Below are 13,712 nucleotides of genomic sequence, written 5' to 3'. Positions count from 1 at the left end.
CGTCTCATTCTCCGGATCGTCCGTCCCCGTGGGCCGCCGGGGCGGCCTGGTCAAGGATGCCGGGCAGGGCCCCGAGGAACGCGTCCACCACGTCGTCGCCGACGTTCAGCGGCGGCATCAGCCGTACGACATCGGGCGCGGGCGCGTTCACCAGGATTCCGGCGTCCTGAGCCGCCTGCTGCACCTGGGCGGCGAGCGGCTCGGTGAGCACGATACCCAGGAGGAGTCCGGCGCCCCGGACGTGGCCGATCAAGGGGTGGCCGAGCGCCTCGACGCCGCCGCGGATCTTCTCGCTCTGCCGCTTGACGTTGTCCAGCAGGCCCTCGTCCGCGATGGTGTCGAGCACGGCGAGTCCGGCGGCGCAGGCCACCGGGTTGCCGCCGAACGTGGTCCCGTGGTGCCCGGGACGCAGGAACTCGGCGGCCCGCCCGAAGGCGACCGTCGCGCCCAGCGGCAGCCCGCCGCCGAGCCCCTTGGCGAGGGTGACGACGTCCGGCAGCACGCCCTCGTGGGCCTGGTACTCGAACCAGTGCCCGGTGCGGCCGATGCCGGTCTGCACCTCGTCCAGGACGAGCAGCGCACCGGTCGCGGCGGTGATGGCCCGGGCCGCCTTCAGGTAGCCGGGGGGCGGGACGACGACACCGTTCTCGCCCTGGATCGGCTCGATGACGACGAGGGCGGTCTCCTCGGTGACCGCGGCCGCCAGCGCCTGCGGGTCGCCGTAGGGCACGTGCGTGACGTCACCGGGCAGCGGCAGGAAGGGCTCCCGCTTGCCGGGCTGGCCGGTCAGCGCGAGGGCGCCCATGGTGCGGCCGTGGAAGCCGCCCTGGGTGGCGACCATGTGCGGCCGGCCGGTGAGCCGGCCGATCTTGAAGGCGCCCTCGTTGGCCTCGGCGCCCGAGTTGCAGAAGTAGACCTTGCCGTCGCGGCCGAAGCGCTGGAGCAGCCGTTCGGCGAGCAGGACGGGCGGCTCGGCGATGAAGAGGTTGGAGACGTGGCCGAGGGAGGCGATCTGCCGGCTCACCGCCTCGACCACCGCGGGGTGGGCGTGGCCGAGCGCGTTGACCGCGATGCCGCCGACGAAGTCCAGGTACTCCCTGCCGTCGGCGTCCCAGAGCCGGGGGCCCTCGCCGCGCACCAGGGGCAGGCGCGGTGTGCCGTAGTTGTCCATGAGCGCGCCCCGCCAGCGCTCGGTCAGCTCCTCGTTGCCCACGGCTCCCCCTGTGTCGCTCACGGCTCCCCCTGTTCGTCCGGCACGACCATCGTGCCGATGCCCTCGTCGGTGAAGATCTCCAGCAGGATCGAGTGCTGGACCCGGCCGTCGATGACGCGGGCGGTGGTGACGCCGCCGCGCACGGCGTGCAGGCAGCCCTCCATCTTCGGCACCATGCCCGAGGACAGGTCCGGCAGCAGCTTCTCCAGCTGGGACGCGGTGAGGCGGCTGATCACCTCGTCGGAGTTCGGCCAGTCCTCGTAGAGGCCCTCGACGTCGGTGAGGACCATGAGAGTCTCGGCGCCGAGCGCCGCAGCGAGTGCCGCAGCCGCCGTATCAGCATTGACGTTGTAGACATGTCCGTCGTCCTGGGAGCGGGCGACCGAGGAGACGACCGGGATGCGGCCGTCGGCCAGGAGCGCCTCGATGGCACCGGTGTCGAGTTCGGTGATCTCGCCGACCCGGCCGATGTCGACGGGCTCGCCGTCGATCTCGGGCCGGTGCCTGGTGGCGGTGATGGTGTGCGCGTCCTCGCCGGTGAGGCCGACGGCGAGCGGTCCGTGCTGGTTGAGCAGGCCGACCAGTTCGCGCTGCACCTGTCCGGCCAGCACCATCCGTACGACGTCCATGGCGTCCTCGGTGGTGACGCGCAGACCGGCCTTGAACTCGCTGACGATGCCGTGCTTGTCGAGGGCGGCGCTGATCTGGGGGCCGCCGCCGTGCACGACGACGGGCTTGAGGCCGGCGTGGCGCAGGAAGACCACGTCCTGGGCGAAGGCGGCCTTCAGGTCCTCGTCCACCATGGCGTTGCCGCCGAACTTGATGACGACCGTCTTCCCGTGGTGCCGGGTGAGCCAGGGCAGCGCCTCGATGAGGATCTGGGCCTTGGGCAGCGCGGTGTGCTTCCGCGTGGGTCCTTGGCTCATGACGAGTACGCGCTGTTCTCGTGGACGTAGTCGGCGGTGAGGTCGTTGGTCCAGATGGTGGCGGTGGCGTCGCCGGCGGCGAGGTCGGCGACGATGTGGACCTCGCGGTAGCGCATGTCGACCAGTTCGCGGTCCTCGCCGACGCCGCCGTTCTTGCAGACCTCGACGCCGTTGATGGCGACGTTGAGCCGGTCGGGCTCGAAGGCGGCGGAGGTCGTGCCGATCGCGGAGAGCACGCGGCCCCAGTTGGGGTCCTCGCCGTGCAGGGCGCACTTGAGCAGGTTGTTGCGGGCGATGGTGCGGCCCACCTGGACGGCGTCCTCCTCGGTCGCGGCGTTCACGACCTCCACCTTGATGTCCTTGCTGGCGCCCTCGGCGTCCCGGATGAGCTGCTGCCCGAGGTCGTCGCAGACGGTGCGCACGGCCTCGGCGAAGTCGTCGTACCCGGGGGTGACGCCGGAGGCGCCGGAGGCCAGCAGCAGCACGGTGTCGTTGGTGGACATGCAGCCGTCGGAGTCGATCCGGTCGAAGGTGACCCGGGTGGCGTCGCGCAGGGCGCGGTCGAGCACGGCGCTGTCGGCGTCGGCGTCGGTGGTGAGCACGACCAGCATGGTGGCGAGGCCCGGCGCGAGCATGCCGGCGCCCTTGGCCATGCCGCCGACGGACCAGCCGTCCTTGGTGACGACGGACGTCTTGTGCACGGTGTCGGTGGTCTTGATGGCGATGGCGGCCTTCTCGCCGCCGTGCTCGGAGAGCTGCCCGGCGGCGGTCTCGACGCCCGGGAGCACCTTGTCCATGGGCAGCAGTACGCCGATCAGTCCCGTCGAGCAGACGGCGACCTCGCCCGCCCCGGTCCCGAGCACCTCGGCGACCTTCTCGGCGGTGGCGTGGGTGTCCTGGAAGCCCTGGGGGCCGGTGCAGGCGTTGGCGCCGCCGGAGTTGAGGACCACGGCGGACACCTGCCCGCTCTTCAGCACCTGCTCGGACCAGAGGACCGGGGCGGCCTTGACGCGGTTGGAGGTGAAGACACCCGCGGCGGAGCGGCGGGGGCCGGTGTTGACCACGAGGGCCAGGTCGGGGTTGCCACTCTCCTTGAGCCCGGCCGCGATGCCCGCCGCCGTGAATCCCTTCGCTGCCGTCACACTCACGGCGCAACTCCGATCGTCGTCAGTCCCGTGGTCTCGTCGAGACCCAGGGCGAGGTTCATGCTCTGGACGGCACCGCCCGCGGTGCCCTTGGCCAGGTTGTCGATGGCGCTGATGGCGATGATGCGGCCCGCCGCGGCGTCGTACGCGACCTGGACCTGAACGGCGTTGGAACCGAAGACGGACGCGGTGGCGGGCCACTGGCCCTCGGGCAGCAGGTGCACGAAGGGCTCGTCGGCGAAGGCCTTCTCGTAGGCCGCGCGGACGGCGTCCGCGGTGACGCCGGGCTTCGCCTTGGCGGTGCAGGTGGCGAGGATGCCGCGGGGCATCGGCGCGAGGGTCGGGGTGAAGGAGACGGTGACGGGCTCGCCGGCGACCGCGCCGAGGTTCTGGATCATCTCGGGGGTGTGCCGGTGGGCGCCGCCGACGCCGTACGGCGACATGGAGCCCATGACCTCGCTGCCCAGCAGGTGCGGCTTGGCCGCCTTGCCGGCGCCGGAGGTGCCGGACGCGGCGACGATCACGGCCTCGGGCTCGGCCAGCGACGCGGCGTACGCCGGGAAGAGCGCGAGCGACACGGCGGTCGGGTAGCAACCGGGCACCGCGACACGCTTGGACCCCTCCAGCGCGGCGCGGGCACCCGGCAGTTCGGGAAGGCCGTAGGGCCAGGTGCCAGCGTGCGGGGAGCCGTAGAACCGCTCCCAGTCACCGGCGTCCGCCAGCCGGAAGTCGGCGCCCATGTCCACGACCAGCACGTCCGGCCCGAGCTGCTCGGCGACGGCGGCGGACTGCCCGTGCGGCAGCGCGAGGAAGACGACCTCGTGCCCGCCCAGCACCTCGGGGGTGGTCGCCTCCAGGACCCGGTCGGCCAGCGGCAGCAGGTGCGGCTGCAGTGCGCCGAGCCGCTGGCCCGCGTTGGAGTTGCCGGTCAGAGCGCCGATCTCGACCTCGGGGTGCGCGAGAAGCAGGCGCAGCAGCTCACCGCCCGCATACCCGCTCGCTCCGGCCACCGCCGCACGTACCGCCATGATGTCCTCCATCCTCGATGGCATGACTATACGTAGCGGCGCACGTTTATGCAACGCATCGCTGTGCCACCACCTGCGCACCGCTCACGGCCGTCGCCACGGAGGTCGGAGGTCGCCCCCACCCCCGCCCCCGCCGAGGGCGGGCCCGGGACGACCTCGTGCACCGGTGGCCGTCCCGGGGCCGTACGAACGGCTACCGCTGCCTGATCCGCAGGAACGTCACCGAGTTCGCCGGGAAGGTGTACGTGAACTTCCCCGCCGCCCCCGAGAAGGTCGACGTCACCGGGGTGACCGGGGTGTCCGTCTCCGTGTTCACCGCGTCCTGGTCGGCGGCGAGCGTGGTGACCCGGGCCCGGGAGGCGACCCGCGCGCCGCCGAGGTCGACGGCGGTGCGGGCCGCGGCGTCCTGGGCGTTGACGACCTTGACGATCAGCTCACCCGTCCGCTCGTCCTCGGTGACGATCTGGCGGAAGGGCTCGGCCGGCTTGTCGTCGGTGAAGCTGCCCCACTCCTGGCCGTCGAGGTACAGGGTCACCTGGCGGCCCCGCACCTTCACGTCGATGTCGTAGGCGCGGCCCGTCTCGATCGAGCCGGCCTTCGACAGGAGCGTGGTCTTGCCGCCGTCCGAGGCCTGTTCCACGGCGGACTGGGTGTTGTTCCAGCCGCCCAGGTTCCACCAGTAGTAGTTGCCGGTGTCCTTGACGCCGAAGGCGACGAGGAAGCCCTCCTTGCCGGACTTCTTGGTGGCCTTCACGTGCAGGTCGTAGTCCTGCCAGGCCGGGTCGCCCGCCGTGACGAGGGTGTTCTCGGCGGCGTCGTCCGTCTGGACGTACTCGCCGTCCCGCACGCTCCAGCTGCCCGCGCCCGTGGGGGTCCACCGCGAGGCGTCACCGGAGAAGTCGTCGGACAGGAGCGTCCGGCCGTCCGCCGACGTCACCTCGACGTCGTCGTAGGCCGCGCTGGTCGCCCAGGTCGAGAGGCCGACGGCGCCGGCGATGGGGCCGCTGACGGCCGGCGTGCCGGTCGCGCGCGAGGGGACGACGCGGTCGCCGGTGTTGTTCATGAAGAGCTTCTGGACCTCGTAGTTGGCCGAGTTCCAGGACGCGTGGTTGTTGAACCAGATCATGTCGGGGCTCCACTGCACGTAGTCCTCGTTGGCGAGCAGCGGGGCGTACGAGGCGAGCTTGACGATGTCGGCGTTGCGCTCCAGGCCGGTCATGAAGGCGGCCTCGGACAGCGCGTTCCTCCAGGCGTTGCCCTGGGAGGCGTACTCGCCGAGGAAGACCTTCGGGCCGTTCCTGTCGTACGTGTCGTAGCGGTCGTTGTTCTGCAGGAACCACTGCGGGCTGTTGTAGTAGTGCTCGTCGACCAGGTCGACGCCGGCCTCGCGGTTCAGCTGCCAGGCGGTGTCGAAGGTGGCGCCGGTGTCGTCCGGGCCGGAGTTGGAGACGACCGTGATGTCCGGGTACCGCGCCTCGATCGCGGTGCGGAACTCCTTGAAGCGGGCCATGAACTCCCGGGGCAGGTTCTCCTCGTTGCCGACGCCGACGTGGGTGAGACCGAAGGGCCGCGGGTGGCCCATCTCGGCCCGCTTGGCGCCCCACTCGCTGGTGCGGGGGCCGTTGGCGAACTCGATGAGGTCCAGGGTGTCCTGGATGTGCCGCTTCAGGAGTGCGTCGTCGTCGGTGGCCTTGTTCTGGCCGCAGCCGGTGACCAGGGCGGGAACCACGGGCAGCGGCATGGCGCCGATGTCCTCGGCGAAGCGGAAGTACTCGTAGTAGCCGAGGCCGTAGCTCTGGTTGTAGCCCCAGAAGTTGGCGTTGGTGGCACGCTCCTCGACCGGCCCGATGGTGTCCTTCCACTGGTAGCTGCGCTCGCGCTGCCAGCCGCTCTCCTCGCTGTAGTCCTCCATCGAGCCGGTGTTGACCAGGCAGCCTCCGGGGAAGCGCAGGAAGCCGGGGTTCAGGGCCTCGATCTTCTCCGCGAGGTCCCTGCGCAGGCCGCCCGGCTGCCCCTTGTAGGTGTCGCGGGGGAACAGAGAGATCATGTCGAGTGCGGCGGGGGCGGTGGTGGCGACGGCGAGCCGGCCGCGGTTGCTGGTGCGGGTCGCGGTGAAGGTGGCGGTGTACTTGCGCCACTCCCCCTCGGCGGCCACCTGGCGCACCTTCGCGAGGGTGCCGGCGGCGTCCCGCAGGGTGACGGTGAGCGTGGTGCCGCCCTCGGCGCGGACCCACACCGAGAAGTCGTACCTCTCGCCCTTCTCCACCCGGACGCCGGTGTTGTAGCCGGCGTTGGTGACGGACGAACCGGCTCCGAGGGAGAGGTAGGTGCGGTTGCGCTCGTTGAGGCGTCCGGCGTCGTTCACGGCCTCGGCCGGGCCGTCGACCGTCCAGGAGGTGAGCGGTGTGTAGGAGGCGTTGTCGGCGGTCGTGTACTCGAAGGACCGGTTCTGCACGAGCTCGGCGTACAGACCTCCGTCGGCCGCCCGGTTGATGTCCTCGTAGAAGACGCCGTACATCGAGTCGTCGATCGCGGCGCCCTCGGCGGACGGGTCGACGGTGATCGCGTAGTCGGTGACGGCCTCCGCGTGGGCCGGCGGCGGCAGCAGGGCCGAGGCCGCCAGGAGGGCGGTGACGCTGAGACCTAGTCTCCAGCGGGTGCGTGACATGGATGCTCCGCGACTCTCATAGGTCGTTCGAAATATCGGACATTGGTCAGCACTTCGAACGGCAAGATAGGGAGGGGGTGTGGGCGCGTCAATGGGTCGCGCGGTAACCAGGGACCTGGAGACGGAAAGCGGGTGGAAATGGGCGAGTGGTGGCCGGTACCGGATGTGCTGGCGTATCTCGCGGGCCGGTGGCGCACCGAGCGGTCGGTACGCGACCTGGCGAGCGGCGCGGAGGGCCGCTTCGAGGGGGAAACGGATTTCGGCGCACTGGCCGGCGGCGGTCTGCTGAGCCGGGAGTCCGGCGCCTTCACCTGGCAGGGCGTGACCCGCCCCGCCGAGCGGACCCTGCGCTACGAGCCGGGAGCCGCTCCGGGCACCGCCGACGTGCGCTTCGCGGACGGCCGGCCCTTCCACGGCCTGGACCTGACCACGGGACGGCACGTGACCGACCACCCGTGCGCCGCCGACCTCTACCGGGGCGAGTTCACCGTCCGGGACCGGGACCGTTGGCGGACCGTGTGGCGGGTGGGCGGCCCGGCCAAGGACCTGCTGCTCACCACGGACTACGTCCGGGCGGGTCCGCGTTCCCCGGCCACTGGGCGCGGCCCCCTTCGAAGCGGAGGTTCCAGCGGCCCGCACGGCCGGTGACGGTGCTCGCGGACAGCGGGCGGACGTCCAGGTTCCAGTACGTCGCGGGCGGCGCCCTCAGCACGTACACCAGCGCGGCCCGGATCACGGACGGTTCGGCCACCGCGACGATGCGGTCGCCGTCCTCGCCGGGACGCGTGTCGAGCCAGCCGCCGACCCGGGTGATGAACGCGAGGAGCGACTCCCCGCCGTGCGGGGCCGCGCGCGGGTCGGCGAGCCAGGCGTCGACGGTCCCCGGCTCACGCGCCATGGCCTCGCCCAGGGTCATCCCGCGCCAGCGGCCCATGTCGCAGTCGCGCAGGGCGAGTTGCGCGAGCGGAGCACAGCCCAGGGCATCCCCGGTGGCACGGCTGCGGGGCGTGGGCGAGCAGTAGCGCAGCTCGGCCGCCGCGAGCGGCAGCAGATCGCCGGCGGCGCGCAGCACCTCGTCCCAGCCGGCCTGGTCCAGGGGCCGGTCGTCCTCGAACCGCTCCGCGAGCAGCGGTGAGCCGCGTGCGGCCGCCACGAACGTGACCCGAAGCGCCATGCGGTGATGGTGCTGCGCACGGGTGCGCAGGTCAAGAGGTGTTACCTGCGGTCGTCCAAGAGGTCGCACCGGCCGGCCCGGCCCCGGCCCGTCAGCCCCACACCTCGGTGCAGGCCGTGCGCAGCCGCCGTACCCCTTCGGCGATCTCCCCAGTGCCCGCGACCGCCGCGAAGCTCAGCCGGAGATGGGCGGCGGGCGGTTCGGCGCTGAAGTACGGGCGGCCCGGGGTGATGGCGACACCCGCGCGCAGGGCCGCCGAGGTGAGCGCGGCCTCGTCCGTGCCCTCGGGCAGGCGCGGCCACAGGTGGTAGCCGCCCGAGGGCACGTGGGGCAGGGACACCTCGGGCAGGTGCAGCCGCAGCGCGGAGGTCATCGCGTCCCGGCGGGCCTTCAACTCCGACGAGACGGCCCGCAGGTGGCGGGGCCAGGCGGGCGAGCCGACGAGTTCCAGCGCCGCTTCCTGGAGCGGGCGGGGCACGAAGAAGGTGTCGACGATCTGGATGGCCCGCAGCCGCTCCAGCACCGGCCCCCGCGCGACCAGGGCGCTCACCCGGAAACTGGGCGAGGTCGCCTTCGTCAACGAGCAGACGTGGACGACGACCCCGTCCGGGTCGTCGGCGGCGAGCGGGGCGGGAAGCGGGCCCGCGTCCTCGTGCACCAGCCGCCGCACGAAGTCGTCCTCGACGACGAAGGCGCCGGCCTCGCGGGCGATGCGCAGCACCTCGCCGCGCCGCTCGGGGGCGAGCACGGCACCGGTCGGGTTCTGGAACAGGGGCTGGCAGACGAAGACGCGGGCGCCGGTCGCCCGGAAGGCGTCGGCGAGCAGGGCCGGCCGCACACCGTCCGCGTCCACCGGGACCGGCACCGGGCGCAGGCCGGCCGCCCGCGCGATGGCCAGCATGCCGGGGTAGGTCGGGGACTCGACGAGGACGGGGGCGCCGGGCGGGGCGAGCGCGCGCAGGGCGGTGGTCAGGGCGGACTGGCCGCCCGCCGTGATCAGCACCTCGGCCGCCGTGATGGCCCCGCCGACGCTGCGCGCGAACCACTCCCGCAGCTCCGGCAGTCCTTCCATGGGCGGCCGGCCCCACGCACCGGGACGCCGCCCGGCCCGGGACAGGGCCGCCGCCATCGCCCGCTCCGGCTGGAGCGAGGGGTGCAGATAGCCGCCGTTGAACTCCACCACCCCGGGCGGCGGCGCGGCCAGCGAGACCAGGACCCCGGAGGCGTCGACCGAGCGCGGTACGAGGTCGGCGGCGCCGTCGGCGCTGAGCGTGACCTCCTGCCAGGAGGTGTCCCCGGCGGGTGCGGCCGAGGGGCGCGGTCCTGCCCGGTAGGCGCCGGCGCCGGGGCGGGTGACCACGAGCCCCTCGGCGGCCAGCTGCGCCAGGGCACGGGAGACGGTCACCGGGCTCACCCGGAACCGGTCGATCAGGACCCGGCTGGACGGGAGCTTTCCGCCGGGTGAGTAGCGGTCGAGTTCCCTTCGCAGCTTGTTCGCCAGCTCAGAGGTACTGCTACGCTCGTGCATGAGAGCACAGAGTAGCGCTACCGCACCGTCTCCGATAGCAGTCGGCGATCCGGACCCGACCGTCGGCGATCCGGACCCGACCGTCGGCGATCCGGACCCGACCGTCGGCGATCCGGACCGGGCCGTCGGCACCAGGCCCCTCGGCACGCTCCAGGCCGCCCTCGGCGTGGTGGCCTTCTCCCTCACCTTCCCCGCCACCGCTTGGGGCCTGGAGGGCTTCGGCCCGTGGTCGCTGATCGCCGTGCGCAGCATCCTCGCCGCGGTGATCGCCGGGGGCTGTCTGTTGGTGCTGCGTATACGGCTGCCGGAGCGGCGGCACTGGTTCGGGCTCGCGGTGGTGGGCGCGGGGGTCGTCCTGGGCTTCCCCCTGCTGACCACGCTCGCCCTGCGGACCTCGACCACCGCGCACGCCGCCGTCGTGGTCGGCCTGCTCCCGCTGACCACCGCCCTGCTGTCCGCGCTGCGCATCGGCAGCCGGCCCTCGCGCGGCTTCTGGTGGGCCGCGCTGGCCGGCGCGGCGGCCGTGGTCGCCTTCACCGTGCAGCAGAGCGGGGGCGCCCTCACGGCGGCGGACGCGTACCTGTTCGCGGCGCTGCTGGTGTGCGCGGCCGGCTACACGGAGGGTGGCCGGCTGGCCCGGGTGATGCCGGGGTGGCAGGTCATCGGCTGGGCGCTGGTCCTGTGCCTGCCGCTGACCGTGCCCATGGCCGCCGTGGCCCTGTCGTTCGAACCGGTGCACCTGACCGCGCACAGCGTGAGCGGGCTGCTGTGGGTGGCGGTCGGCTCGCAGTTCCTCGGCCTGGTCGTCTGGTACCGGGGCATGGCGGCCATCGGTATTCCGAAGGCCAGCCAGTTGCAGCTGGCCCAGCCGCTGCTCACACTGGTGTGGTCGGTACTTCTCCTGGGCGAGCACCTGACGGTGGCCGCTCCGCTGACGGCCGCGGCGGTCCTGGTGTGCATCGCGGTCACCCAGCGGGCCCGGGGTTGAGCGGCACACAGGTGAGGAGGCCTCACGGATGCACGCAACCAAGGGCGACCAGCTGATCCAGCACGGCAGGGTGGTGGGTGAGCACGACAAGGTCGCGGAGATCGTGGAAGTCATGGGCGCGCAAGGCGCTCCCCCGTACCGGGTCCGCTTCGAGGACGGCCACGAGGCCGTGTGCTCACCCGGCCCCGACTCCGAGATCCGGCACCGGGAGATCCAGCTCTAGAACCGGCCGGCCGGGATTCCCGGCCGGTGCGGCCGGTGGCGTGCCGCCGGCGTGCCGTAGTGGTCGGCGCTCACCCGCGCCATCGCCCCGATCCGGTCCTCGGCCACCTCCTTCGCCGAGAAGAAGACGTGCCCGCGCACCTCGGGATGGTTCCGCGCCAGCGTGAGGTGACGGGACAGCTCGGCCGGATCCTGCCAGGCGGCGGGCTGCGCCGGATCGCCGGCCTTGTACAGCGCCTCGCCGATGTACAGCTGGGTGCGGCTGCCCTTGGCGACCTCCGCCCACCAGGGGACCAGCTTCGCGTAGTCGGCGGCCGCGAGGCCGGTGTGCCAGTACAGCTGCGGCACGATGTAGTCGATCCAGCCCTCGCGCACCCACCTGCGGGTGTCGGCGTGCAGGTCGTCGTACGTCTGCACGCCGGCCCTGGTGTCGGAGCCCTTCGCGTCGGTGGCCGCGTTGCGCCACACCCCGAAGGGGCTGACGCCGAAGCGGGCGGTCGGCCGGATCTTCTTGACCCGGGCGGCCGTCTCGCGCACCAGCAGGTCGATGTTCTGCCGGCGCCAGGCGGCCTTGGTGGCGAAGTCACCGCCGTAGGTGCTGTAGGTGCCGCCGTCGGCGAAGCTCTGGCCCGCCACCGGATAGGGGTAGAAGTAGTCGTCGAAGTGGACGCCGTCCACGGCGTACTTCTCCACCGCGTCCATCATCGCGTCCTGGACGAAGGCCCGGACCTCGGGCAGCCCCGGGTTGTAGTAGAGCTTCCCGCCGTAGGGCACCACCCAGCCCGGGTTCTTCCGCGCGGGGTGGGAGGGCACCAGGTGCGCCGGGTTGTCGTGGGTGGCGACGCGGTAGGGGTTGAACCAGGCGTGCAGCTCCAGCCCCCGGGCGTGGGCCTCCTTGACGGCCGTGCCCAGCGGGTCCCAGCCCGGGTCGCGGCCCTGGCTGCCGGACAGGTACTCCGACCACGGCTCATGGGCGGACGGCCACAGCGCGTCGGCCGTGGGACGCACCTGGAAGATGACCGTGTTGAGTCCCTGCCGGACCGCCGCGTCGAGCAGTGCGAGCAGTTCGGCGCGCTGCTCGCCCGCGCGCAGCCCCGCGCGGGTGGGCCAGTCGCGGTTGGCGACCGTGGCCAGCCACATCCCGCGCATCCCGGTGACGGCGCGGCTCGCGGGCGCTCCCGCGAGCGGCACCGGCGCCGTGGGCGGGGTGGGAGCGACCGGTGAGTCCGGCGCCGCCGACGCGCGCGGCGCCATGGTGAACGCCGACAACGCCGCCACCGCGAACGCCCGACGCGAGACACGGCCCATGGGGAAACCTCCTGAACGCTGTGGATCCGCACGGTCACGGATCGTGCACGGGCCCTCAGCATGCCCGACCCGGGAGACGGATCCGTGACCATTCGGGGGTAACGTGCTCGATCGGAGCAGACGACGGGGACCCCGGCACGTCTGCTGCCACAGCCGTGGAGTCAGCGAAAGGGACGATGTGACCGGCATCTCGGGAGATATCACACGCGTCGGCGTGGTGGGCTGCGGTCAGATGGGAGCGGGCATTGCCGAGGTGTGCGCCCGCTCCGGTCTGGACGTGATGGTCGCCGAGACCACCGGCGAGGCGCTGGAGATCGGCCGGACCCGGTTGTACAACTCGCTCACCAAGGCCGCCGAGCGCGGCAAGATCACCGAGGAGGAGCGGGACGCGACGCAGGCGCGCCTGAGCTTCACCACCGACCTCGGCGAGTTCGCCGACCGTGATCTGGTGATCGAGGCCGTCGTCGAGAACGAGCAGGTCAAGACCGAGATCTTCCAGGTCCTCGACCAGGTGGTGACCCGGCCGGACGCGATCCTCGCCTCCAACACCTCCTCGATCCCGCTGGTGAAGCTGGCGGTCGCCACGTCGCGGCCCGACCACGTGATCGGCATCCACTTCTTCAACCCGGCCCCGGTGCAGCAGCTCGTCGAGCTGATCCCGGCGCTCACCACCTCCGAGGGCACGCTCAGCCGGGCGCAGCTCTTCACGGAGAAGGTGCTCGGCAAGCACGCCATCCGGGCCCAGGACCGCTCGGGCTTCGTGGTCAACGCGCTGCTGATCCCGTACCTCCTCTCCGCGATCCGGATGTTCGAGTCGGGCATCGCCAGCCGCGAGGACATCGACAACGGCATGGAGATGGGCTGCGCCCACCCGATGGGCCCGCTGAAGCTGTCGGACCTGATCGGCCTGGACACGGTCGCCTCGGTCGCGTACTCGATGTACGAGGAGTACAAGGAGCCGCTGTACGCCGCTCCCCCGCTGCTCCAGCGCATGGTCGACGCGGGCCGCCTCGGCCGCAAGAGCGGCTCGGGCTTCTACGCCTACGGCTGACACGCTGGTACGGCTGACACGCGGAGTGACGCTGCACGGGCCCGGCACCTGACGAGGTGCCGGGCCCGCGGCGTTCACACGGCGTGTGCGCTCCGGGCCCGCATATGCCTTCCGCACACTCTCCCCAGGCGCCCACCAGGCGGGTTGACTCACCATGCACATGCAAGGGACGTGAGACGACTACGGAAAGGAGCGGTTTCGTGACCGCCGATCCCGAGCATTCCGTCGCCCAGGGAGAACTCGCGGAGTTACGACGCCGGCTGGACGTGGCCTACGCCCGCGTCGAGGGCGGGCTGGCTCTGCTCTCCCACCGCACCGAGGAGACCGCCAAGGAGCTGAGCGAGCTGAACGCACGGCTGACCACCCTGGAGCACGCCCGCTGGCCGCTGCCCTCGGTCGCGGTCGTCACGGCCGTGGGTTCCCTGGTGGTGGCGGTCTGGCAGGCCCTCGGCCGCTGAGCC

At 72.3% G+C, this 13,712-nt stretch carries 13 protein-coding genes; 5 read left to right on the top strand and 8 right to left on the bottom strand.

What is annotated here, in order from left to right; genetic code table 11:
- Positions 1-4: 4 nt before the first annotated feature.
- The 5 genes from ACGF5T_RS16225 to ACGF5T_RS16205 all read right to left on the bottom strand — a co-directional run bounded on the left by ACGF5T_RS16225 (position 5) and on the right by ACGF5T_RS16205 (position 6,980).
- Positions 5-1,213 (bottom strand): acetylornithine transaminase, encoded by a 1,209-nt coding sequence (locus ACGF5T_RS16225; protein ID WP_366768593.1) that lies wholly within the window; start codon positions 1,211-1,213, stop codon positions 5-7.
- A 17-nt stretch (positions 1,214-1,230) separates the two neighbouring features.
- Entirely contained in the window at positions 1,231-2,139 is a 909-nt protein-coding gene (argB, locus tag ACGF5T_RS16220) for an acetylglutamate kinase (protein ID WP_366768585.1), read from the bottom strand.
- Positions 2,136-3,287, bottom strand: coding sequence for a bifunctional glutamate N-acetyltransferase/amino-acid acetyltransferase ArgJ (gene argJ / locus ACGF5T_RS16215; RefSeq protein ID WP_356605831.1), 1,152 nt, complete (start codon positions 3,285-3,287; stop codon positions 2,136-2,138). Before argJ ends, argB begins: the two co-directional genes overlap by 4 nt.
- Positions 3,284-4,312, bottom strand: a complete 1,029-nt coding sequence (gene argC, locus ACGF5T_RS16210) for an N-acetyl-gamma-glutamyl-phosphate reductase (protein ID WP_361012398.1) — start codon at positions 4,310-4,312, stop codon at positions 3,284-3,286. The genes argJ and argC overlap by 4 nt, the downstream gene beginning before the upstream one ends.
- Before the next feature lie 193 nt (positions 4,313-4,505).
- The gene (locus ACGF5T_RS16205) at positions 4,506-6,980 is read right to left on the bottom strand and encodes an alpha-L-arabinofuranosidase C-terminal domain-containing protein (RefSeq protein WP_366768584.1); all 2,475 of its coding nucleotides are present in this window, start codon (positions 6,978-6,980) and stop codon (positions 4,506-4,508) included.
- A gap of 138 nt (positions 6,981-7,118) precedes the next feature.
- Here ACGF5T_RS16205 and ACGF5T_RS16200 point away from each other — a divergent pair, with 138 nt between their 5' ends.
- Positions 7,119-7,628, top strand: coding sequence for a DUF6314 family protein (locus ACGF5T_RS16200; protein WP_366768583.1), 510 nt, complete (start codon positions 7,119-7,121; stop codon positions 7,626-7,628).
- On the opposite strand, the gene ACGF5T_RS16195 is transcribed toward ACGF5T_RS16200, so the two are convergent.
- Positions 7,534-8,154 carry a histidine phosphatase family protein gene (locus ACGF5T_RS16195; RefSeq protein ID WP_361012406.1) on the bottom strand — a complete coding sequence of 207 codons (621 nt, stop codon included), beginning with the start codon at positions 8,152-8,154 and terminating at the stop codon, positions 7,534-7,536. The two genes, ACGF5T_RS16200 and ACGF5T_RS16195, sit on opposite strands and share 95 nt — an antisense overlap.
- Before the next feature lie 91 nt (positions 8,155-8,245).
- Positions 8,246-9,682 (bottom strand): PLP-dependent aminotransferase family protein, encoded by a 1,437-nt coding sequence (locus tag ACGF5T_RS16190; RefSeq protein ID WP_366768582.1) that lies wholly within the window; start codon positions 9,680-9,682, stop codon positions 8,246-8,248.
- Here ACGF5T_RS16190 and ACGF5T_RS16185 point away from each other — a divergent pair.
- On the top strand, positions 9,681-10,670 hold the full coding sequence (locus ACGF5T_RS16185) for a DMT family transporter (protein WP_366768581.1): 990 nt from the start codon (positions 9,681-9,683) through the stop codon (positions 10,668-10,670). The genes ACGF5T_RS16190 and ACGF5T_RS16185 overlap by 2 nt on opposite strands.
- A 28-nt stretch (positions 10,671-10,698) precedes the next feature.
- Complete coding sequence (locus ACGF5T_RS16180) at positions 10,699-10,893, top strand: DUF1918 domain-containing protein (protein WP_356605843.1); 195 nt, start codon at positions 10,699-10,701, stop codon at positions 10,891-10,893.
- On the opposite strand, the gene ACGF5T_RS16175 is transcribed toward ACGF5T_RS16180, so the two are convergent.
- Complete coding sequence (locus tag ACGF5T_RS16175; RefSeq protein WP_356605845.1) at positions 10,890-12,200, bottom strand: family 10 glycosylhydrolase; 1,311 nt, start codon at positions 12,198-12,200, stop codon at positions 10,890-10,892. The two genes, ACGF5T_RS16180 and ACGF5T_RS16175, sit on opposite strands and share 4 nt — an antisense overlap.
- A 178-nt stretch (positions 12,201-12,378) precedes the next feature.
- Between ACGF5T_RS16175 and ACGF5T_RS16170 the strand changes: the two genes are divergently transcribed.
- Positions 12,379-13,251, top strand: a complete 873-nt coding sequence (locus ACGF5T_RS16170; protein ID WP_356605847.1) for a 3-hydroxybutyryl-CoA dehydrogenase — start codon at positions 12,379-12,381, stop codon at positions 13,249-13,251.
- A gap of 200 nt (positions 13,252-13,451) precedes the next feature.
- Entirely contained in the window at positions 13,452-13,709 is a 258-nt protein-coding gene (locus ACGF5T_RS16165; protein WP_356605849.1) for a hypothetical protein, read from the top strand.
- The last annotated feature ends 3 nt before the right edge of the window (positions 13,710-13,712 follow it).

It is taken from the genome of Streptomyces sp. NPDC047853, assembly GCF_043204535.1.
Classification (GTDB): domain Bacteria; phylum Actinomycetota; class Actinomycetes; order Streptomycetales; family Streptomycetaceae; genus Streptomyces.
Note: the sequence above shows the minus strand (reverse complement) of the source record. Positions and strands in the feature narration are given on the sequence as shown.

Bases quoted from the DNA above. Each gene is read 5' to 3' on its own strand.
- argB (WP_366768585.1), bottom strand. From the start codon at position 2,139: ATGAGCCAAGGACCCACGCGGAAGCACACCGCGCTGCCCAAGGCCCAG.
- argC (WP_361012398.1), bottom strand. From the start codon at position 4,312: ATGGCGGTACGTGCGGCGGTGGCCGGAGCGAGCGGGTATGCGGGCGGT.
- ACGF5T_RS16205 (WP_366768584.1), bottom strand. From the start codon at position 6,980: ATGTCACGCACCCGCTGGAGACTAGGTCTCAGCGTCACCGCCCTCCTG.
- ACGF5T_RS16200 (WP_366768583.1), top strand. From the start codon at position 7,119: ATGGGCGAGTGGTGGCCGGTACCGGATGTGCTGGCGTATCTCGCGGGC.
- ACGF5T_RS16195 (WP_361012406.1), bottom strand. From the start codon at position 8,154: ATGGCGCTTCGGGTCACGTTCGTGGCGGCCGCACGCGGCTCACCGCTG.
- ACGF5T_RS16185 (WP_366768581.1), top strand. From the start codon at position 9,681: ATGAGAGCACAGAGTAGCGCTACCGCACCGTCTCCGATAGCAGTCGGC.
- ACGF5T_RS16190 (WP_366768582.1), bottom strand. From the start codon at position 9,682: ATGCACGAGCGTAGCAGTACCTCTGAGCTGGCGAACAAGCTGCGAAGG.
- ACGF5T_RS16180 (WP_356605843.1), top strand. From the start codon at position 10,699: ATGCACGCAACCAAGGGCGACCAGCTGATCCAGCACGGCAGGGTGGTG.
- ACGF5T_RS16175 (WP_356605845.1), bottom strand. From the start codon at position 12,200: ATGGGCCGTGTCTCGCGTCGGGCGTTCGCGGTGGCGGCGTTGTCGGCG.